21 protein-coding genes are annotated in these 18,973 nt (G+C 68.2%); 17 read left to right on the top strand and 4 right to left on the bottom strand.

Features of this window, described 5'->3' with window-relative positions; translation table 11 throughout:
• The 5 genes from mftC to mftG form a co-directional block, all read left to right on the top strand.
• Window positions 1-1,154: mycofactocin radical SAM maturase (gene mftC, locus ADBZ5N_RS09960; RefSeq protein ID WP_526257329.1), on the top strand; the 1,154-nt coding region annotated here is incomplete at its 5' end.
• Window positions 1,154-2,338: a pre-mycofactocin synthase MftD gene (gene mftD / locus ADBZ5N_RS09955; RefSeq protein WP_526257328.1), complete on the top strand. Its 1,185-nt coding sequence runs from the start codon at window positions 1,154-1,156 to the stop codon at window positions 2,336-2,338. The genes mftC and mftD, both read left to right, overlap by 1 nt.
• 26 nt (window positions 2,339-2,364) lie before the next feature.
• Window positions 2,365-3,063, top strand: a complete 699-nt coding sequence (gene mftE, locus ADBZ5N_RS09950; RefSeq protein ID WP_526257327.1) for a mycofactocin biosynthesis peptidyl-dipeptidase MftE — start codon at window positions 2,365-2,367, stop codon at window positions 3,061-3,063.
• Window positions 3,060-4,463 (top strand): mycofactocin biosynthesis glycosyltransferase MftF, encoded by a 1,404-nt coding sequence (gene mftF / locus ADBZ5N_RS09945; RefSeq protein WP_526257326.1) that lies wholly within the window; start codon window positions 3,060-3,062, stop codon window positions 4,461-4,463. The genes mftE and mftF overlap by 4 nt, the downstream gene beginning before the upstream one ends.
• Window positions 4,460-5,788, top strand: coding sequence for a mycofactocin dehydrogenase MftG (gene mftG / locus ADBZ5N_RS09940; protein ID WP_526257325.1), 1,329 nt, complete (start codon window positions 4,460-4,462; stop codon window positions 5,786-5,788). Before mftF ends, mftG begins: the two co-directional genes overlap by 4 nt.
• 70 nt (window positions 5,789-5,858) lie before the next feature.
• On the opposite strand, the gene ADBZ5N_RS09935 is transcribed toward mftG, so the two are convergent.
• Window positions 5,859-7,109 carry a cytochrome P450 gene (locus tag ADBZ5N_RS09935; protein WP_526257324.1) on the bottom strand — a complete coding sequence of 417 codons (1,251 nt, stop codon included), beginning with the start codon at window positions 7,107-7,109 and terminating at the stop codon, window positions 5,859-5,861.
• Between the two features lie 112 nt (window positions 7,110-7,221).
• Here ADBZ5N_RS09935 and ADBZ5N_RS09930 point away from each other — a divergent pair, with 112 nt between their 5' ends.
• Entirely contained in the window at window positions 7,222-8,808 is a 1,587-nt protein-coding gene (locus tag ADBZ5N_RS09930) for a carboxylesterase/lipase family protein (RefSeq protein WP_526257323.1), read from the top strand.
• Here ADBZ5N_RS09930 and ADBZ5N_RS09925 read toward each other — a convergent pair.
• Both ADBZ5N_RS09925 and ADBZ5N_RS09920 read right to left on the bottom strand, forming a co-directional pair.
• A complete protein-coding gene (locus ADBZ5N_RS09925) occupies window positions 8,805-9,863 on the bottom strand; it encodes an NAD(P)H-dependent amine dehydrogenase family protein (protein WP_526257322.1) in 1,059 nt (352 codons plus the stop codon). The genes ADBZ5N_RS09930 and ADBZ5N_RS09925 overlap by 4 nt on opposite strands.
• Before the next feature lie 40 nt (window positions 9,864-9,903).
• Window positions 9,904-12,195: a CHASE domain-containing protein gene (locus ADBZ5N_RS09920; protein ID WP_526257321.1), complete on the bottom strand. Its 2,292-nt coding sequence runs from the start codon at window positions 12,193-12,195 to the stop codon at window positions 9,904-9,906.
• Window positions 12,196-12,768: 573 nt separating this feature from the next.
• On the opposite strand from ADBZ5N_RS09920, the gene rpsJ reads away from it, so the two are divergent.
• The 11 genes from rpsJ to rpsQ are packed head-to-tail and all read left to right on the top strand — an operon-like array spanning window position 12,769 to window position 18,222.
• Window positions 12,769-13,074 (top strand): 30S ribosomal protein S10, encoded by a 306-nt coding sequence (rpsJ, locus tag ADBZ5N_RS09915; RefSeq protein WP_003883485.1) that lies wholly within the window; start codon window positions 12,769-12,771, stop codon window positions 13,072-13,074.
• A gap of 16 nt (window positions 13,075-13,090) precedes the next feature.
• Window positions 13,091-13,783, top strand: a complete 693-nt coding sequence (gene rplC / locus ADBZ5N_RS09910; RefSeq protein ID WP_526257320.1) for a 50S ribosomal protein L3 — start codon at window positions 13,091-13,093, stop codon at window positions 13,781-13,783.
• Complete coding sequence (gene rplD / locus ADBZ5N_RS09905; RefSeq protein WP_526257319.1) at window positions 13,783-14,433, top strand: 50S ribosomal protein L4; 651 nt, start codon at window positions 13,783-13,785, stop codon at window positions 14,431-14,433. The genes rplC and rplD overlap by 1 nt, the downstream gene beginning before the upstream one ends.
• On the top strand, window positions 14,433-14,735 hold the full coding sequence (gene rplW, locus ADBZ5N_RS09900) for a 50S ribosomal protein L23 (protein ID WP_526257318.1): 303 nt from the start codon (window positions 14,433-14,435) through the stop codon (window positions 14,733-14,735). Before rplD ends, rplW begins: the two co-directional genes overlap by 1 nt.
• Before the next feature lie 29 nt (window positions 14,736-14,764).
• Window positions 14,765-15,601, top strand: a complete 837-nt coding sequence (gene rplB, locus ADBZ5N_RS09895; protein WP_526257317.1) for a 50S ribosomal protein L2 — start codon at window positions 14,765-14,767, stop codon at window positions 15,599-15,601.
• A 23-nt stretch (window positions 15,602-15,624) separates the two neighbouring features.
• The gene (gene rpsS / locus ADBZ5N_RS09890) at window positions 15,625-15,906 is read left to right on the top strand and encodes a 30S ribosomal protein S19 (protein WP_047329106.1); all 282 of its coding nucleotides are present in this window, start codon (window positions 15,625-15,627) and stop codon (window positions 15,904-15,906) included.
• Entirely contained in the window at window positions 15,903-16,364 is a 462-nt protein-coding gene (gene rplV, locus ADBZ5N_RS09885; RefSeq protein WP_526257316.1) for a 50S ribosomal protein L22, read from the top strand. Before rpsS ends, rplV begins: the two co-directional genes overlap by 4 nt.
• The gene (rpsC, locus tag ADBZ5N_RS09880) at window positions 16,364-17,272 is read left to right on the top strand and encodes a 30S ribosomal protein S3 (protein WP_526257315.1); all 909 of its coding nucleotides are present in this window, start codon (window positions 16,364-16,366) and stop codon (window positions 17,270-17,272) included. Before rplV ends, rpsC begins: the two co-directional genes overlap by 1 nt.
• A 7-nt stretch (window positions 17,273-17,279) precedes the next feature.
• On the top strand, window positions 17,280-17,696 hold the full coding sequence (rplP, locus tag ADBZ5N_RS09875) for a 50S ribosomal protein L16 (RefSeq protein ID WP_526257314.1): 417 nt from the start codon (window positions 17,280-17,282) through the stop codon (window positions 17,694-17,696).
• The gene (gene rpmC / locus ADBZ5N_RS09870) at window positions 17,696-17,929 is read left to right on the top strand and encodes a 50S ribosomal protein L29 (protein ID WP_526257313.1); all 234 of its coding nucleotides are present in this window, start codon (window positions 17,696-17,698) and stop codon (window positions 17,927-17,929) included. The genes rplP and rpmC overlap by 1 nt, the downstream gene beginning before the upstream one ends.
• Window positions 17,929-18,222: a 30S ribosomal protein S17 gene (gene rpsQ, locus ADBZ5N_RS09865; protein ID WP_526257312.1), complete on the top strand. Its 294-nt coding sequence runs from the start codon at window positions 17,929-17,931 to the stop codon at window positions 18,220-18,222. The genes rpmC and rpsQ overlap by 1 nt, the downstream gene beginning before the upstream one ends.
• A gap of 26 nt (window positions 18,223-18,248) precedes the next feature.
• On the opposite strand, the gene ADBZ5N_RS09860 is transcribed toward rpsQ, so the two are convergent.
• Window positions 18,249-18,973, bottom strand: a 725-nt coding sequence (locus ADBZ5N_RS09860) for a PP2C family protein-serine/threonine phosphatase (protein ID WP_526257311.1), incomplete at its 5' end; no start/stop codon positions are given.

Below are 18,973 nucleotides of genomic sequence, written 5' to 3'. Positions count from 1 at the left end.
AGCGGGGCCTCGACGCCCCGATCTGCCTGACCTGGGAACTCACCTACGCCTGCAACCTGGCCTGCGTGCACTGCCTGTCGTCGTCGGGGCGGCGCGATCCGCGGGAACTCTCCACCGCGCAGTGCAAGTCGATCATCGACGAACTTGAGCGCATGCAGGTGTTCTACGTCAACATCGGCGGCGGCGAACCCACTGTGCGGCCGGACTTCTGGGAGTTGGTGGACTACGCCACCGCCCACCACGTCGGGGTGAAGTTCTCCACCAACGGGGTGCGCATCACCCCGGCGGTGGCCGCTCGGCTGGCCGCCAGTGACTACGTCGACGTGCAGATCTCCATAGACGGCGCCACCGCAGACGTCAACGACGCGGTGCGGGGGGACGGATCCTTCGCGATGGCGGTGCGCGCCCTGGAAAACCTCGCCGCGGCAGGCTATCCCAACCCCAAGATCTCGGTGGTGGTCACCCGCCACAACGTCGACCAACTCGACGATTTCAAGGCGCTGGCCGACCGCTACGACGCCACCCTGCGGATCACCCGGCTGCGACCGTCCGGGCGGGGCGCCGACGTCTGGGACGACCTGCACCCCACCGCCGCGCAGCAGGTGACGCTCTATGACTGGCTGGTTGCACACGGCGAAGGGGTGCTGACCGGTGACTCCTTCTTCCACCTCTCCGGCCTCGGTGAGCCCGGCGCGCTGGCCGGGCTGAATATGTGCGGCGCCGGCCGGGTGGTGTGCCTGATCGACCCGGTCGGTGACGTCTATGCCTGCCCGTTCGCCATCCACGACCGCTTCCTGGCCGGAAACGTGGTCGCCGAGAACGGATCCGGCACCCGCTTCGCCGACGTCTGGAAACACTCGGCACTGTTCACCGAACTGCGCGAACCGCAGTCGGCTGGGGCGTGCGGCAGTTGCGGCCACTACGACAGCTGCCGCGGCGGCTGCATGGCGGCGAAGTTCTTCACCGGTCTGCCGCTCGACGGCCCGGACCCCGAGTGCGTGCAGGGATACGGTGCGCCTGCTCTGGCCGCGCAGCGGGAGACCCCGCGGCCGCGGGTAGACCATTCCCGCACTGTGATGTTGACCCTGGCGCGTCCCCCCGCCAAGGCACCGTCTCAGGCACCGTCTAAGCCCTGCAACGAAAGTCCGATCTGATGGCCCGAGACGTCTGGTTCGAAACCGTTGCCGTCGCGCAGGAGCGTGCCAAGAAGCGCCTGCCCAAAGGGGTGTACGCGGCGCTGCTGGCCGGCAGCGAGAAGGGCGCGACCTACTCCGACAACGTCGAGGCGTTCGGTGAGTTGGGTTTCGCACCGCATGTGATCGGTGCCACCGAGAAGCGTGACCTGTCGACAACCGTGATGGGCCAGGACATCCCGTTCCCGGTGGTGATCTCGCCCACCGGTGTGCAAGCGGTCAACCCCGACGGCGAGGTGGCCGTCGCCCGCGCGGCCGCCGCCCGCGGTACCGCCATGGGGTTGTCATCGTTCGGCAGCAAGCCCATTGAAGAGGTCGTCGCCGCCAACCCGAAAACGTTCTTTCAGATCTACTGGCTCGGTGACCGCGACGCCATCACCCGCCGCGTCGAACGGGCTCGCGCCGCCGGTGCGGTCGGCCTGATCGTCACCACCGACTGGAGTTTCTCGCACGGCCGGGACTGGGGCAGCCCGAAGATCCCGGAAAAGATGGACTACCTCACCGCGATCAAGATGTCCCCGCAGGGGCTCATCCGGCCGCGGTGGTTCCTGGAGTGGGCCAAGACGCTCAAGCCCCCGTCGCTCACGGTGCCCAACCAGGCCGGCCGCGGCGAGAGCGGCCCGCCGTTCTTCGCCGCCTATGGCGAGTGGATGGGCACCCCGCCACCGACCTGGGAGGACATCGCCTGGATCCGGGAGTTGTGGGGCGGGCCCTTCATGCTCAAAGGCGTGATGCGGGTGGACGACGCCAAACGCGCTGTGGATTGCGGTGTTTCGGCGATTTCGGTGTCCAATCACGGCGGCAACAACCTGGACGGCACCCCGGCCTCCATCCGCGCCCTACCCGCGATCGCCGATGCTGTCGGCGAGCAGGTCGAAGTGCTCCTCGACGGTGGCGTTCGGCGCGGCAGCGATGTGGTGAAGGCGTTGGCACTCGGGGCGCGTGCGGTGATGATCGGCCGCGCGTACCTGTGGGGCCTGGCCGCTGCCGGGCAGGCCGGCGTGGAGAACGTCCTGGACATCCTCAGCGGTGGGATCGACTCCGCGCTCCGCGGATTGGGGAAGTCCTCGGTCCACGACCTCACCCGCGACGATGTTCTGATTCCGTCCGGGTTCACCCGGACCCTCGGTGCCGATAAGGGGTGACTGGACGGGGGGTGACTGGACGGGGGGTGACTGAACCGGGGCTGGGGCAGTGCACGTCGGGCGAGTTGACGGCAACGGTGCCGACGCTGGTCGTGCCGGTCGGATCAGTCGAACAACACGGCCCGCATCTGCCCCTGGACACCGACACCCGGATCGCCACCGCCCTGGCCCGCACTCTCGCCGACCACCTCGGTTGCCTGCTGGCTCCGGCGATCGCCTACGGCGCCTCCGGTGAACATCAGGGTTTCCCCGGCACGGTGTCGATCGGCACCGAAGCACTCACCGCGGTGTTGGTGGAGTACGGCCGGTCGGCGTGCCAGTGGGCCGCGCGGGTGGTGTTCGTCAACGGCCACGGCGGCAACGTCGAGGCGCTGCGGTCGGCGACGGCGGTACTGCGCGGCGAGGGTCGCGACGTGGCATGGATCAGCGCCTGCCGGGGCGCTGTGGACGCTCACGCCGGGCACACCGAAACCTCACTGCTGCTCCATCTTTGGCCGCAGACCGTGCGCACCGACCGGCTGGCTGCCGGGAACACCGAGCCGCTGGCGGATCTGATGCCCCGGCTGCGTCGGGGCGGGGTCGCCGCGGTCAGCGCATCGGGTGTGCTGGGTGATCCCACCACCGCCGCCGCGGCAGACGGCGCGCGGATCTTCGCCGACATGGTCGCTGGGTGCCTACGCCTGCTACGGCAGTGGACGCCGGGCCCGGACGGGATGCTCACATGACCCGGTTGCCGGACGGCTTCGCCGTCCACGTCGATCGCCGGGTGAAGACTGTGGCCGCCGGATCGGCGCTGCTCGGCGGGTCGCCGACCCGGCTGCTGCGGCTGGCCCCGGCCGCCCAGGCCATGCTCGGCAGCGGCCGACTCGTGGTGCACGACGCCGCCAGTGCGGAGTTGGCCCGGGCCTTGCTCGATGCCACGGTGGCCCACCCCCGCCCGGCCGGCGGACCGTCCCACCGGGACGTCACGGTGGTGATCCCGGTGCGCGACAACGCCGACGGGCTGCGCCGGCTGGTGGGGCAGTTGCGCGGCCTGACGGTGGTTATCGTCGACGACGGCTCGCTGACACCGGTGAACCCCGGCCAACTCGACGGCGCCGCCAGCGACATCGAGATCATCCGGCACGACCACAGCCGAGGCCCGGCGGCCGCCCGCAACACCGGGCTGTCGCGGTGCCGGACCGACTACGTGGCCTTCCTCGACGCGGATGTGCTGCCCCGGCGCGGCTGGCTGGAAGCCTTACTCGGGCACTTCTGCGATCCCACCGTGGCGATGGCGGCACCCCGGATCGTCGCGCTGCACGACGGCGGCAGCGCCGTCGCCCGTTACGAGGCGGCCCGTTCCGCGCTCGACCTCGGCGAGTGGGAGGCGCCCGTGCGGCCCTACGGGCCGGTTCCCTACGTGCCGAGCGCGGCGATCGTGTGCCGGCGATCGGACGTGGTCGCCCTCGGCGGTTTCGACGAGGCACTGCAGTCCGGGGAGGACGTCGACCTGTGCTGGCGGCTGCTGGAAAGCGGCCTGCGGATTCGCTACGAACCGGTGGCGCAGGTCGCCCACGACCACCGGACCCAGATGCGTCAGTGGCTGTCCCGCCGGGCGTTCTACGGCGGATCGGCCGCCCCACTGTCGCTGCGCCACCCCGACAAGGTTGCGCCCCTGGTCATTCCGCTGTTCAGTCTGCTGGCGTGGTTGTCAGTGGCCACCGGCTCAGCGGCCGGTTCGCTGGCGGGCCTACTGTTCGCCGGACTGCACGCCCGCAAGGTGACCGCGGCCCTGCGCACCACCGATGTCAGCACTACCGACGCTGCCGGTCTGGTCGCGCGCGGTCTGGGAGCCGGGGCGTTGCAACTCTGCGCCGGGACATGCCGGCATTACTGGCCGGCGGCACTGGCCGCGGCGGTGCTGTCCCGGCGCTGCCGCCGCGCAGTGGCAACGGCGGCGGTGGTCGACGCGGTGCACGGTTGGGTCTCACGGGGGAAGTCCGCGCAGCGCAGTTCCGCGCCGATCAGCGCGCTGGGCTACCTGGCCCTCAAACGCCTCGACGACCTCGCCTACGGGGCCGGGCTGTGGGCCGGCGTGGTTCGGGAACGGACACTGCGACCGCTACGACCCGACATCAAGTGATCGACGTTCTGATCGTCGGAGCCGGCAGCGCCGGATCCGTTTTGGCCGAGCGCCTCTCCGCCGACCCTGCCTGTCAGGTCGCGGTGCTTGAAGCCGGACCCAGCCGCGAGAACCCGGCCATCAGGGCGATCACCGACGACGCGGCGGTGCTGCCCATCGGCCCCGACAGCCCGGTCGTCCAGCGTTACCGCACCGCGCTGACGCGCACGCAGTCCGCCCAGATCGTGCGGGGCTGGTGCGTGGGTGGCTCCGGCGCGGTCAACGGCGGCTACTTCTGCCGCGCCCTGCCGGAGGACTTCGACCAGCTCTGCCTTCCGGGCTGGTCCTGGGCAGACGTCGAATCGCACTACCGGGCGGTCGAGCGCCGGATCCCCACCCGTGTGCAGCACGACTTCGCCTCGAGCACAGCGGCTTTCATCGCCGCCGCCGAAGCAGCAGGGTTTCCCCGGCTGCCGGGCCTGGCCGCCGGGTCCGGCATCGCCGAGGTCCCCCTGAACATCGCTGACGGGGTGCGCGTCGGGCCCGGCGCGGCGTTTCTCGAACCCGCCCTGTCGCGGCCGAACCTCACCCTGCGGAGTGGAATCCGGGTAGTGCGGCTGGTGATCGCCGGGGATCGCGTCACCGGTGTCGAGGCACTCGGAGCAGCCGGGCCGTTTCGGATTCCGGCCCGCCGGGTGGTGCTCTCGGCCGGGGCGGTGGCCTCGGCCCAGCTTCTGATGCTCTCCGGCATCGGGTCGGCCGCCGATCTGCTGGCGCAGGGCATCGAGGTGGCCGCCGATCTTCCCGTCGGTCAGAGCTTTCAGGACCATCCGGAGTGGCTGGTGCCCACCGACTGGGCGGCGATGGACGGTCATCCCGTCTTGGAGGCGGTCCTAGTTACCGACGACCTTGAGATCCGTCCGTACACAACGGGATTCGGAGTGCCGAGGACCGCGGTCGGGGTGGCGCTGATGCGGCCGCGGTCGCGGGGACGGATGGCGCTGGCGGCAGCCGACCCGACGGTGGCACCACGAATCGAGCACCGCTATGACGGCGAACCCGACGACGTCGCGGACCTGCGGCGGGGATGCGACCTGGTGGCCGGGATGCTGGTCGGGGCTACCGAGCTCGGGGCGCCGTCCTGGTCGACGTCGCAGCATCTGTGCGGCACCGCGCCGATGGGCGTCGACACCGACCCGCGTGCCGTCACCGATCCGCACTGCCGAGTGCGCGGGATAGACGGCCTGTGGGTCGTCGATGGCTCAGTACTGCCGCGAATCCCCAGCCGCGGGCCGCACGCCACCATCGCCATGCTCGCCCATCGGGCCGCGGAGTTCTTCATCTAGCTGCGAGCGTGCGCCCAATGCCGCCCACGGCGGCGTGTCGGCGTGCCGACACGCACGCTGGCCGGAGGGGCTAGCGGATTTCGCAGCGGACCGGCAGGTGCTTGAGACCACCGACGAACGTCGTCGCCATATGCTCCGGCTCGCCGGCCAGTTCGATGGATTTGATCCTCGGCACCAGTTCGGTGAAGAAACTGTTGATCTCCATCCGCGCCAGTGCAGCCCCCAGGCAGAAGTGCACACCGTGACCAAATGACAGGTGCTTGTTGGGGTCGCGGCCGACGTCGAACCGGAACGGGTCGTAGAACACGTCCTCGTCGCGGTTGGCCGAGACGTAGGACAGCAACACCGCCTCGTCCTTGGCGATCGGCACGCCGCGCACCTCGGTGTCGGCCTGTGCGGTGCGCATGAACTCCTTGACCGGCACCACCCAGCGGATCATCTCCTCCACCGCGGTCGGCATCAGCGACATGTCGGACTGGAGGCGGGCCAACTGGTCCGGGTTCTGCAGCAGGGCGAGCAGACCGCCGGCGGTGGCGGCGCTGGTGGTGTCGTGTCCGGCGCTGGCGACGATCACGTAGTAGGACAGCGTGTCCATGTCCGAGAGTGGTTCGCCGTTGATCTTCGCGTTGGCGATGGCCGAGGCGAGATCCTCGGTCGGGTGTTCCCGGCGTGACTGGGTCAGCGCCATGAAGTAGTTGAAGAAGTCCAGCAGCACCGCCAGCATGTCCTCGACGCCGCCGCCGCGTTGGAACTCCTCATCGTTGCCGCCGAACATCTCCTGGGTGAGCTTGAGCATCCGCGGGAAGTCCGAGTCCGGCAGGCCCAGCATGGTCAGGATGATGTAGAGCGGATAGTTGACCGCGATCTCCGTGGCGAAGTCGAACTCACCGCCCTGCTCGGCCATCTTCTCGACGTAGACCTTCGCCAACTCGTCACAGCGGGCTTTCAGCGCCCGCATCGCCTTCGGCCGGAACCAGTCCACCCCGACCTTGCGGACGTCGCGGTGATGGGGGTCGTCCATGTGGATCAGGGTGCGTAGGCCGGTGCCGGCCTCGATATCGCGCAGCAGGGCGTCGTCGGCGTCGGCGATGGCCAGCAACGGCCGGGGAAAGTTGGTGAACAGATCGTTCTGCCGTTCGATTTCCATGATGTCGGCGTGCTTGGTGATCGCCCAGAACGGCCGGTACCCCTCGACGTCCACCCACGACACCGGCGCATGCTTGCGGCAGTGGGTGAGCGCCTCGTGTAACGCCTTCTCGTCGGTGTAGGCCTGCGGACTGGCCAGGACCCGTGCGGCCTCGTCCATGATCCGTGTGCTCATGTGGCTCTCCTTGGCGTGCCTCGAGAAACTTGACGGGTGTCAGCCTTCCTAGTGTGGGCGATCATCGTGAGAAGGGAAAGCCCCGAAGGCGATCCGCGTAGGCTCAGAAGCCGTGCCGCACCGTCTCGCGGGCCCGCTGATTCGCTGCCTCGCCGCGCTGCTGACTCTGGTCGTCCTCGCCGGCTGCGGTACCGCGTCGCCGGCGGCCACCACCGATTCCGCGGTGGTCCGCACCGCCAACGGCCCGGTGCGCGGTGCGCACGGTGACGGCTTTCGGGTTTTCCAGGGCATCCCCTATGGGGCCGCCCCTGCGGGTCCGTTGCGCTGGCAGCCTCCGCAGGCCCCGCCGCGGTGGACATCGGTGCGCGACGCCACCAAGCCCGGCTTGCGGTGCATCCAGGACGTCCGCGTCGACCCCGACTTCGGTCTACCGACCAGTGAGGACTGCCTGAACCTGACCGTCTGGACGCCGGCCGGGGCGACCCCGAAATCCCGTCGGCCGGTGATGGTGTGGATTCACGGCGGTGGCTTCCTCAACGGCAGTTCCGATATCTACAACTCCCGCCGGTTGGCGACCCGCGGTGACATCGTCGTCGTCGCGATCAACTACCGGCTCGGCGCGCTGGGCTTCCTGGCTCATCCGGCGCTGGCCGGTTCCGACGGGGCGCTGGGCAACTACGGTCTGGCCGACCAGCAGGAAGCGTTGCGCTGGGTGCGCGACAACATCGCCACCTTCGGCGGCGACCCCGGCAAGGTCACCATCGCCGGCGAATCGGCCGGGGCGATGTCGGTGTGCGATCATCTCGTCGCGCCGGAGTCCACCGGGCTGTTCCGGGCGGCCATCATGCAGAGCGGCCCGTGCCAGGCTCAGGCGACGTTGCCCGCGGCTGAACGGATCAGCGTCGACTTCGCGGCCCGACTCGGCTGCGCCCGACCGGCGTCGGCGGCCCGTTGCCTTCGGGACCTGCCCGCCGACCGACTGCAGGACGGCCCGCCCTATGTCCGGATCGGATCCAACATCCTCACCGGGCCGATCACCGGGACGCAGCGGCTGCCGGTCGCCCCGCCGACCGTGGCCGGCGACGGGCGGATGGCCAGGGTGCCGGTCCTGATCGGCAGTACGGCCGATGAGTTCACCCTGTTCGTGGCGATGACCTATCTGCGGCGGGGAGGCTTGCCGCCCTACCGCACGCTGATGGCCGACACCTTTGGCGCCGAGGCGCCGGCGGTGGCCGCGCAGTACCCGCCGGAACGCTTCGGCGGCAGCGCCGCGCTGGCCTACGCCGCGGCGGTCGGCGACGGAGTATTCGGCTGTCCGATCGACGCGATGGCCGCCAGTCTGGCGCCACGCACCCCGGTCTACGCCTACGAGTTCACCGACCGCACCGCGCCGCTGCCGGACCCGTTCAAGGCGGTGCCCTTCCCGGTCGGCGCCGGGCATGCTTTGGAGTTGCGCTACCTGTTCGACATGGGCGGCGCCCCCGCACTGGACGGGCCGCAGCGTGCGCTGGCCGATCAGATGGTGGCCTACTGGAGCCGGTTCGTCGCTACCGGCGCCCCGGATGTTGAGGGCCAGCCTTTCTGGCCGCGCTTGGATCCACAACGGCCGCAACGGCTTTCGCTGCAAACTTCCGGACCCGTGGTGAGCGCCGACTTCGCCGAGCGCCACCGGTGCGGATTCTGGGCCGCCCGCGGCTAAACCAGATCCGGTGCGCCCCTTCCACAGATCAGTGGCAGATCGAGGTAGGTCTTGATGCCCGGCGCGGCTTGGCACACGTAGGGAATCGCGCTGACGCAGTGATTGGCGGTGGCCACCACCCCGGGGTTGCGGAGCAGGCCCTCTGCCACTGTCTCCGGCTGGAGTCCCTTGAACGTCACCAGCACATCGGGATCACCGGTGATCTCCACCTCGAAGCGCTCACCCTGCTCGCCCAACGTCCACGGCGGGTCTAGCTCCACCTCGCACATCAGCCAGTTGACCGCCGCGGTGACCACCGGCCGGTCCTCGACGATCGCCTCCCACCGGAACCGCCGGGCCGCGACCGTCCCGGGCTCCATCGGCACAATCAGCTCGTCGCTGCCGTGCACCGCGACGGCGACTTCCTGGGTGGAACGAATCTTCGGCTCGGCGGCGAACCCAAGCTGGTCGGTCACCATCCGTACCGAGGCCTTGAAGCCGGCCTCCAGCAGGGTGGCCATCGGCCCGGCCATCGCCTGCTCCGGGGTCAGCCCGAAGCCCATCACCTCCCGCACCACAAACGGGGCGTTGTAGGTCCGCAGGTCGGAGTACTCCTCGGCGCGGACATGGGTGATCGCCTGGGACAGTGCCGACACCATCAGCGGGAAGCGTTCGGTGATCCCGCCCGGGTGGATTCCCGAACCATGCAAGGTGACGTGGCCCGCCACCGCTGCGGCCTCGATTGCCGCCACGGCCGGGTTCTGCCGGTCGGGGTACACCCAGCCCACCGGGGTGACCACGTTCTTGCCCGAGCGCAGAATGGCCGCGACCACGGCGTCGTCGGGCAGCAGCGGGGAGTACATGACGCAGTCGGCGTCGGTGGCCAGCAGCGCATCGGCATCGCGGGTGGCCGGCACGCCGATCGGATGCTCACCGGCCAATTCACCGGCGTCACGGCCGTCTTTGTCCGCGCTGTGCACCCAGCACCCCACCAGTTCCAGTTCGGGGTGGTGCAGGACGGCTTGGATCGCGGCCCGGCCGACGCCGCCGGTAGCCCACTGGATGACTCGGTACATACCGGCACGGTATGCACGACGCCGAGTCGGCGGGGAGATTTCAGCCAAGGGCGACGCGGACCAGGGTGCAGTCGTCGTCGAAGTCCCCGGTCTCGGAACGATTCCTCAGTTGGTCGACGAGGTTGTCGAGGGTCCAGTGTGGTAGGCGCGCGGTGTGCGCGCACAGGTCGATGAAATCCTCGAGCAGCCACCGCTCGCCGCCCGGGAGGACCAGTTCGAAAGCGCCGTCGCTGTAGATCAGGACGTCGGCGGCCGGGTGCAGCGGATAGGCGTGGGTTTCGTAGGTGACGTCCGCCAGTACGCCGATGGGCACCGATCCGGCATCCAGGAGCGCCGGGTCCGAGCCGTCTGAGCGCAGGACGATCGCCGGTGGGTGTCCGGCGCGGGCATAGCGCAGGGTGTGGGTGGAGGGCTGATACACGCCGTACCAAATGGTGAAGTAGTTGCCGGCTTGCCGGTCCATCTGGAAGAGCCGGTTGAGTTCGGTGAGCACCCGGCCGGGATCTCGGAGAGTGTCGTGGTCGATGGTTCCCGACCGCAGCAGGTTGTGCACTGACACCGAGAAAGCGGCGGGGCCGATGCCGTGGCCGGACACATCGACCACGTAGGCGATGAGGTGGTCGTCGTCGATCCAGCGGTAGTCGAAGCTGTCGCCGCCGAGTTCCTCGGACGGTAGGTAGCGGGAGGTGACGGGCACCGGTCCGTCGAGGTCACCGGGAAGGATCGAACTGACGTAGCGGGCGGCGCTGCTCAGTTCGGTCATCAGTCGACGTGCCAGCGACTCCATGCCGGACAGAACGAGCAGGAACGCCTCCAGCAGCAGTGTCACCGCCAGGGCCGCCAACAGCAAGATCGCCACGATGCCGCTATCGCCGTCGGCGAAATCCGCGCTGGTGGGACGCACCGTGAGTTCCCACGTGCGTCCGTAGACATCCAGCGGTGAGGTGGTCGCCGTCGGGGCGGCGCTGACCTGATCCGGCGCCGCGCTCTTGCGCGCGGGGAGATCGGCGATCACGACCGGATCCGCCCGATCGCTGACGTCGGTGAGCGTCACCGCGACGCCGTCCCAGTCGGTGCCGCGGAAAGTCTCGGTCAGCATGTCGCCGAGCCGGTAAACGCCGACCGCGAAGCCACGCAGCGCGGCGCGCCGGGCCGGTTCGCTTCCGGGATCCGAACCGCCCCGATAGATCGGCAGCAGGGCGAGCATCCCCTTCTGCGTGCCGGATTCCTGCACGAGCTCGATGGGGGCGGTGGCTGTAGGCCGGCCGGTGTTGCGGGCGGTCTCGATGGCGGCGGCCCGTACCGGATTGGAGTAGATGTCGAAGCCCAGAGCGGTGCGATTGTTCTCGATCGGCTCGATGTAGGCCACGACGACGTACTCGGGACGAGGTGTGACCGGTTGCAGGTTGCCGTCGGCGTCGCGCTGGGTGACGCGGAAGCCCTCCAGACCCGGCTGAGCACGCTGCCCTGCCTCGAATCCGGCCAGGTCTGGCCCGGTGACCAGAGGGTTCCACGACAGAGCCTGCAAATTCGGGAAGCGGGCAAGCATGTTGTTGGTGTAGGTGGTGAACTCCTCCGTGGTGACGGTCTCGGAGGCATCCACCAGGCCGCGTAGACCTTCGAGCACTTCCTGGTGAAGAGCGATGTTGCCGGCAAGGTCCGCGGCGGCATGGTCACCCAGCTGCTCCACGGCGGTGGCGATCCGGGCCCGTTCCTGGGCGATGTTCTGGATGATGGCTGCGATCAGGATTCCGAAGATCAGCAGTGATGGGACGGCGATCTTCCAGCGCCGCCCCGCCCAGTATTCGGCCTGCGAGGGCAGCATCATGAGCACCAGGGGCGCGAAGACGATAACGCCGATTGCGTCGCCGACCCACCAGGTAAGCCAGCCGTACCCGGCCTTGCCGGTGCTGAGCAATCCCGCGCTGAGCTGGGCCGCGACACCGACGGTGGGTGCGATGGTGGTGGCCAGCAGACCGCCGAGGCTCAGCGTGAGTATCACCGATCGCGGCGTATCGAGTCGCCGAACCGGGCCGACGTAGCGGCGAACGAGGGTTGCGCCCGCGGCAGCCCCGAGGGCTGCGCCGAGGCCGATCGCGGCGGCGACGAACCAGATGTGCGGCCGCGGCCCGCCCAGGCTGGCCAGCCAGAACGCGTTGACGCCGAACGACCCGAGGAAGACCCCCGGCAGGGCGTGCCACCGCCACCGCAGCGCGGCCGCGAAGGCCACGCCGGCGGCGGGCCAGACCGGCGAGGCAAGGCCGATCATCTGACCAAGGCCGAGTGTGACGACGCCGAGAATCGCGTACAGAACCGCCACGGCAGGCGACACGATCAGAGCCGAGGACCGACCAGGGCGGCGGTCGGGTGCCCGCCCAGCGTTCGTCCACCGCCCCGGGGTGACTCCCTCGGGTCCGGACGGGGGCGTGTCCACAGACACGGTCCGGTCCAGTTGACTGAGTGAAGGTTTCGGCATGTCTCTCGCGGTGGCGGGCGTTGGCCAGCGCGGCCGCTGCGATATGCGTGACGTTGCCGGAATGACTGATTCATAGTCAGGCTAACAGCAGTGCCCGGACCGTCACCCTTCCGTCGAACCGTCCGTCGGCTTCACCGAGACCGGCAGGCCCCGGGGGGATTTGGTTCGCGCAGCAGTCTCAGGCATACTGTTCGGGTTGTCCTGAGCCGGGTTCGCGACCATTGGGAGCGTGCCGCACAGGACATCCGACCAGCGCCAACACCGGCGCATCCGGTCCCCACCTCGCAAGCGGGATTTCTGACTAGCGAGGCTGCGTGCGGGTGACACACCCGTGAGCGGGGGTCGGTGTACCAGGACAGGTAAACAGCGGCGGCGACAGCCAGCGCCCGTTAACGCGGGCGTTGCCATCAGGAGTGAGGTAGGAGAAGCGTGGCGGGACAGAAGATCCGCATCAGGCTCAAGGCCTACGACCACGAGGCCATTGACGCCTCGGCGCGCAAGATCGTGGAGACGGTCACCCGTACCGGCGCCAGCGTGGTCGGACCTGTGCCGCTGCCGACTGAGAAGAACGTGTACTGCGTCATCCGGTCCCCGCACAAGTACAAGGATTCGCGGGAGCACTTCGAGATGCGCACCCATAAGCGGCTCATCGACATCCTCGACCCGACGCCCAAGACGGTTGACGCGCTGATGCGCATCGACCTGCCGGCCAGCGTCGACGTGAACATCCAGTAGAGGAGTCACCAGCACCATGGCTTCCCAAAAAAATCCGCGGCGCGGAATCCTCGGCACGAAGTTGGGCATGACCCAGGTCTTCGACGAGAACAACCGCGTCGTTCCGGTCACTGTCGTCAAGGCGGGCCCGAACGTCGTCACCCGCATCCGCACGCCAGAGAAGGACGGCTACAGCGCCGTCCAGTTGGCCTACGGCGAGATCAGCCCGCGCAAGGTCAATAAACCGGTTACCGGCCAGTTCGCCGCCGCGGGGGTCAACCCCCGCCGGCACCTGGCAGAACTGCGCCTCGATGACGAGGCCGCCGCGGCGGAGTACGAAATCGGCCAGGAACTCGGTGCCGACATTTTCGCCGAGGGCAGCTACGTCGACGTCACCGGAACCTCCAAGGGCAAGGGTTTCGCCGGCACCATGAAGCGGCACGGCTTCCGCGGCCAGGGTGCCGCCCACGGTGCCCAGGCAGTGCACCGCCGGCCAGGTTCGATCGGCGGCTGCTCCACTCCGGGGCGGGTGTTCAAGGGCACCCGCATGTCCGGCCGGATGGGTAATGACCGCGTCACCACCCAAAACCTGCTGGTGCATAAGGTCGACGCCGACAAGGGCGTGCTGTTGATCAAAGGTGCGGTCCCCGGCCGCACCGGCGGTCTGGTGATGGTTCGCACTTCTGTCAAACGTGGCGAGGTCAAACATGGCGAGCGAGGTGAGAAGTAATGGCGTCCACGACGATTAGCGTTCACACTCCCGGCGGAGCGACCAGTGGCAGCGTCGAACTGCCCGCCGAACTGTTCGACGTGGAGCCCAACATCGCGCTGATGCACCAGGTCGTGACAGCGCAGCTTGCGGCCAAGCGCCAGGGCACCCACGCGACCAAGACCCGCGCCATGGTCTCCGGCGGTGGCAAGAAGCCATACCGGCAGAAGGGCACCGGCCGGGCCCGCCAGGGTTCCACCCGCGCGCCGCAGTTCAAGGGCGGCGGCGTCGTGCACGGCCCGCAGCCTCGCGATTACAGCCAGCGGACCCCGAAGAAGATGATCGCCGCCGCACTGCGCGGGGCGCTGTCCGATCGGGCCCGCAACGAGCGGATCCACGCCGTCACCGAATTGGTGAGCGGTCAGACTCCGTCGACCAAGAGCGCCAAGGCGTTCCTGGGTGCGCTCACCGACCGCCGCAAGATTCTGGTCGTCATCGGCCGGGCCGACGAGGCAGGCGCCAAGAGTGTGCGCAACCTGCCCGGCGTGCACATCCTGGCGCCGGATCAGCTCAACACCTACGACGTGCTCAACGCCGACGACGTGGTGTTCAGTGTGGAGGCGCTCAACGCCTGGATCGAGAGCAACACGAAGACGGAGGTGTCTGCCTGATGGCGACCGTGACTGACCCGCGCGACATCATCGTCGCGCCGGTGATCTCCGAGAAGTCCTACGGCCTGATCGAGGACAACGTCTACACGTTCTTCGTCCACCCGGACTCGAACAAGACGCAGATCAAGATCGCCATCGAGAAGATCTTCTCGGTCAAGGTGGCCTCGGTGAACACCGCCAACCGGCAGGGCAAGCGCAAGCGCACCCGCTACGGCTACGGCAAGCGCAAGGACACCAAGCGCGCGATCGTGACCCTGGCCGCGGGCAGCAAGCCGATCGACATCTTCGGAGCACCGGCCTAGCCGGTGAGAAAGCACCTGAAGGACACATCATGGGAATTCGCAAGTACAAGCCGACGACGCCCGGTCGCCGCGGTGCCAGCGTCTCCGACTTCGCTGAGATCACCCGCTCGACCCCGGAGAAGTCGCTGCTGCGCCCGTTGCACAACACCGGCGGCCGCAACGCGCACGGCCGGATCACCACCCGGCACAAGGGCGGCGGCCACAAGCGGGCCTACCGGGTCATCGACTTCCGTCGCAATGACAAGGACGGCGTCAACGCCAAGGTCGCCCATATCGAGTACGACCCGAACCGCACGGCGAATATCGCTCTGCTGCATTTCCTGGACGGCGAGAAGCGCTACATCATCGCCCCGCAGGGTCTCAAGCAGGGCCACATCGTGGAGTCCGGCCCCAACGCCGACATCAAGCCCGGCAACAACCTGCCGATGCGCAACATCCCGGCCGGCACTGTGATCCACGCCGTTGAGTTGCGGCCCGGCGGCGGGGCGAAACTGGCCCGCTCGGCCGGCGCCAGCATCCAGTTGCTGGGTAAGGAGGGCGCGTACGCCTCGCTGCGTATGCCGTCGGGTGAAATCCGCCGCGTCGACGTGCGCTGCCGCGCTACGGTCGGCGAGGTCGGCAACGCCGAACAGGCCAACATCAACTGGGGCAAGGCCGGCCGGATGCGGTGGAAGGGCAAGCGCCCCACCGTCCGCGGCGTCGTGATGAACCCGGTCGACCATCCGCACGGCGGTGGCGAGGGTAAGACCTCCGGCGGCCGACACCCGGTCAGCCCGTGGGGCAAGCCCGAGGGCCGCACCCGCAAGCCCAACAAGCCGAGCGACAAGCTCATCGTCCGACGCCGGCGCACCGGCAAGAAGCGCTAGGCCGCGGGAGAGGGAGTTAAGAGATGCCACGCAGCCTGAAGAAGGGTCCGTTCGTCGACGGCCATCTGCTCAAGAAGGTCGACGTCCAGAACGAGAAGAACACCAAGCAGGTCATCAAGACCTGGTCGCGTCGTTCGACCATCATCCCGGACTTCATCGGCCACACCTTCGCCGTCCACGACGGCCGCAAGCATGTGCCGGTGTTCGTCACCGAGGCGATGGTCGGTCACAAGTTGGGCGAGTTCGCACCGACGCGGACGTTCAAGGGCCACATCAAGGACGACCGGAAGAGCAAGCGGCGATGAACGCAGCGACGACGACTGAGTACCCCTCCGCCTCCGCGGTGGCCAAGTATGTGGGGATCTCGGCGAGCAAGGCCCGCCGGGTGATCAACCTGGTACGCGGCAAGTCGGTGGAAGAAGCCCTCGACATCTTGCGCTGGGCCCCGCAGCAAGCCAGCGAGCCGGTCGCCAAGGTGATCGCCAGTGCCGCGGCCAACGCGCAGAACAACAACGGTCTGGATCCGCGCACCCTGGTGGTGGCCACCGTCTACGCCGACGAGGGTCCGACCGCCAAGCGCATCCGGCCGCGTGCGCAGGGTCGCGCCTATCGGATTCGTAAGCGCACCAGCCACATCACCGTGGTTGTGGAAAGCCGGCCGCCGCGGGATCAGCGCGCTGCCGGACAGTCGACGCGCTCGCGTCGCGCTGAAGGCAGCAAGGCGGCCAAAACGGCGCAGCCCAAGAAGGGAGGCTCGCGGTAGTGGGCCAGAAGATCAATCCCCACGGCTTCCGGCTCGGTATCACCACCGACTGGAAGTCTCGGTGGTACGCCGACAAGCAGTACGCCGACTACGTCAAGGAAGACGTCGCCATCCGCCGGCTGCTGGCCAGCGGCCTGGAGCGCGCCGGCATCGCCGATGTGGAGATCGAGCGCACCCGCGACCGGGTTCGAGTCGACATCCACACCGCACGTCCGGGCATCGTCATCGGTCGGCGCGGCACCGAGGCCGACCGTATCCGGGCCGACCTGGAGAAGCTGACCGGCAAGCAGGTCCAGCTGAACATCCTCGAGGTCAAGAACCCCGAATCGCAGGCCCAACTGGTGGCCCAGGGTGTCGCTGAGCAGCTGAGCAACCGGGTGGCATTCCGCCGCGCGATGCGCAAGGCCATCCAGTCGGCGATGCGCCAGCCCAACGTCAAGGGCATCCGCGTGCAGTGCTCCGGCCGTCTCGGCGGCGCGGAGATGAGCCGCTCGGAGTTCTACCGCGAGGGCCGGGTGCCGCTGCACACGCTGCGTGCCGACATCGACTACGGCCTGTATGAGGCCAAGACCACCTTCGGCCGGATCGGCGTGAAGGTGTGGATCTACAAGGGCGACGTGGTGGGCGGCAAGCGCGAGTTGGCCGTCTCCGCCCCGGCTGCCGACCGTCCGCGCCGCGACCGTCCGGCGTCGGGTACCCGCCCGCGCCGCAGCGGCGCGTCGGGCACCACGGCGACCAGCACTGAGGCCGGCCGCGCCGCCACCGAAGAGGCCGGTCCGATCGTGGAAGCGGCCAGCCGCCCGGCCGAGGAAACCACCGCCCAGGTCACCTACGAGAACAACGCTGTTGACGGCGAGCAAAGCCGCGCCGACAAGAGCGATCTCACCCCCGACCACCTCCAGGAGTGAGCGACACATGTTGATTCCCCGCAAGGTTAAGCACCGCAAGCAGCACCACCCCAAGCAGCGTGGTCTGGCCAGCGGTGGCACCAGCGTGACCTTCGGTGACTACGGCATCCAGGCTCTGGAGCATGCCTACATCACCAACCGGCAGATCGAGTCCGCCCGTATCGCCATCAACCGGCACATCAAACGTGGCGGCAAGGTGTGGATCAACATCTTCCCGGACCGTCCGCTGACCAAGAAGCCGGCCGAAACCCGCATGGGTTCGGGCAAGGGCTCACCGGAATGGTGGGTGGCCAACGTCAAGCCCGGTCGCGTGCTGTTCGAGCTGAGCTACCCGAATGAGGAGATCGCCCGAGCCGCGCTGACCCGAGCGATCCACAAGCTGCCGATCAAGGCACGCATCGTGACCCGAGAGGAGCAGTTCTGATGGCAGTGGGCGTCGATCCCGGCGAGCTGCGTGAGCTGACCGACGAGGAGCTGGCCGACAGGCTTCGGCAATCCAAGGAAGAGCTGTTCAACTTGCGCTTCCAGATGGCGACCGGGCAGTTGGCCAACAACCGTCGGCTCCGCGTTGTTCGCCAGGAAATTGCGCGCATCTACACGGTGCTGCGCGAACGTGAGCTGGGTCTGGCCGCCGGACCCGGCGGTGAGGAATCGTAATGGCTGAGACAGGCTCCAAGCACACCCCGCGCACCGAGAAGCCGCGCGGCCGGCGCAAGACCGCGATCGGCTACGTGGTCAGCGACAAGATGGAAAAGACCATCGTCGTCGAGCTCGAGTCCCGGGTGAAGCACCCCAAGTACGGCAAGATCATCCGGACCACCAAGAAGGTCAAGGCCCACGACGAGCAGGGCACCGCCGGCATCGGCGACCGTGTCTCGTTGATGGAAACCCGGCCGCTGTCGGCAACCAAGCGTTGGCGCCTCGTGGAGGTTCTCGAGCGGGCCAAGTAGCCGCGGCTCTCGGATCGGCGCGTGGATCAGCTGAAAGTCAGTCGGATCAGTGAACAGTCATCGTCAAGGTAGCCGTTAACGGCTCGGGCCCTTAACTGTTCGGTCAGTGTGTCAATCGACCAGTTCGCAGCCGTCGACCGGGCGAACAGGTTCATCAGGTCGTCGAGGGACCAGGTGCTGCCTTCGGGGGTGGGCAACTCGTAGGCACCGTCGCTATAGAGCAGCAACTGGCTGCCTGGCGGCACCGGGCAACTGGCCGAACTGAATTCGCCGTCGGGAAACATCCCGACCGGAAAGCCTCCGGTGGCCAGTTGGGTAGCCGGTGGGGTGGCCGGTCGTGTCAGGTTGGCCTCTTTGTGGCCGGCAGCGACGAGCAGACCGGGCGGGTGACCGCCGCTTGCATAGTTCAGCGTTCGACTTGATCGCTGGTACACGCCGTACCAGATGGTGAGGTAATTGTCGCTGTGGCGTTCCATCGTGAAGACGTCGTTGAGCTTGGACAGGACGGCGGCAGGTTCGAGCAGAGTCGACTCTGGGAGCGTGCTCGACCGGAGCAAGTTGTGCACCGAAATCGACACCAGGGATGCCTCGATACCGTGACCGGAGACATCGATGACGTATGCGATGAAATGGTCGTCGTCGACCCACCGGTAGTCGAAGCAGTCGCCACCAAGTTCGCGGGACGGCAGATACCGCGCGGACACCCGAACCGGACCGTCGTCAACGTCATTGGGCAGGATCGACTCCACAT

Source organism: Mycobacterium sp., assembly GCF_044370595.1.
GTDB lineage: Bacteria > Actinomycetota > Actinomycetes > Mycobacteriales > Mycobacteriaceae > Mycobacterium.
The sequence above is the reverse complement of the archived record's forward strand: the minus strand, read 5'-3'. Positions and strand labels throughout refer to the sequence as shown.

Bases quoted from the DNA above. Each gene is read 5' to 3' on its own strand.
- rpsS (WP_047329106.1), top strand. From the start codon at position 15,625: ATGCCACGCAGCCTGAAGAAGGGTCCGTTCGTCGACGGCCATCTGCTC.
- ADBZ5N_RS09935 (WP_526257324.1), bottom strand. From the start codon at position 7,109: ATGAGCACACGGATCATGGACGAGGCCGCACGGGTCCTGGCCAGTCCG.
- rplP (WP_526257314.1), top strand. From the start codon at position 17,280: ATGTTGATTCCCCGCAAGGTTAAGCACCGCAAGCAGCACCACCCCAAG.
- rplW (WP_526257318.1), top strand. From the start codon at position 14,433: ATGGCGACCGTGACTGACCCGCGCGACATCATCGTCGCGCCGGTGATC.
- rpmC (WP_526257313.1), top strand. From the start codon at position 17,696: ATGGCAGTGGGCGTCGATCCCGGCGAGCTGCGTGAGCTGACCGACGAG.
- rplC (WP_526257320.1), top strand. From the start codon at position 13,091: ATGGCTTCCCAAAAAAATCCGCGGCGCGGAATCCTCGGCACGAAGTTG.
- mftD (WP_526257328.1), top strand. From the start codon at position 1,154: ATGGCCCGAGACGTCTGGTTCGAAACCGTTGCCGTCGCGCAGGAGCGT.
- rplV (WP_526257316.1), top strand. From the start codon at position 15,903: ATGAACGCAGCGACGACGACTGAGTACCCCTCCGCCTCCGCGGTGGCC.
- mftF (WP_526257326.1), top strand. From the start codon at position 3,060: ATGACCCGGTTGCCGGACGGCTTCGCCGTCCACGTCGATCGCCGGGTG.
- rplD (WP_526257319.1), top strand. From the start codon at position 13,783: ATGGCGTCCACGACGATTAGCGTTCACACTCCCGGCGGAGCGACCAGT.
- ADBZ5N_RS09925 (WP_526257322.1), bottom strand. From the start codon at position 9,863: ATGTACCGAGTCATCCAGTGGGCTACCGGCGGCGTCGGCCGGGCCGCG.
- rplB (WP_526257317.1), top strand. From the start codon at position 14,765: ATGGGAATTCGCAAGTACAAGCCGACGACGCCCGGTCGCCGCGGTGCC.
- rpsQ (WP_526257312.1), top strand. From the start codon at position 17,929: ATGGCTGAGACAGGCTCCAAGCACACCCCGCGCACCGAGAAGCCGCGC.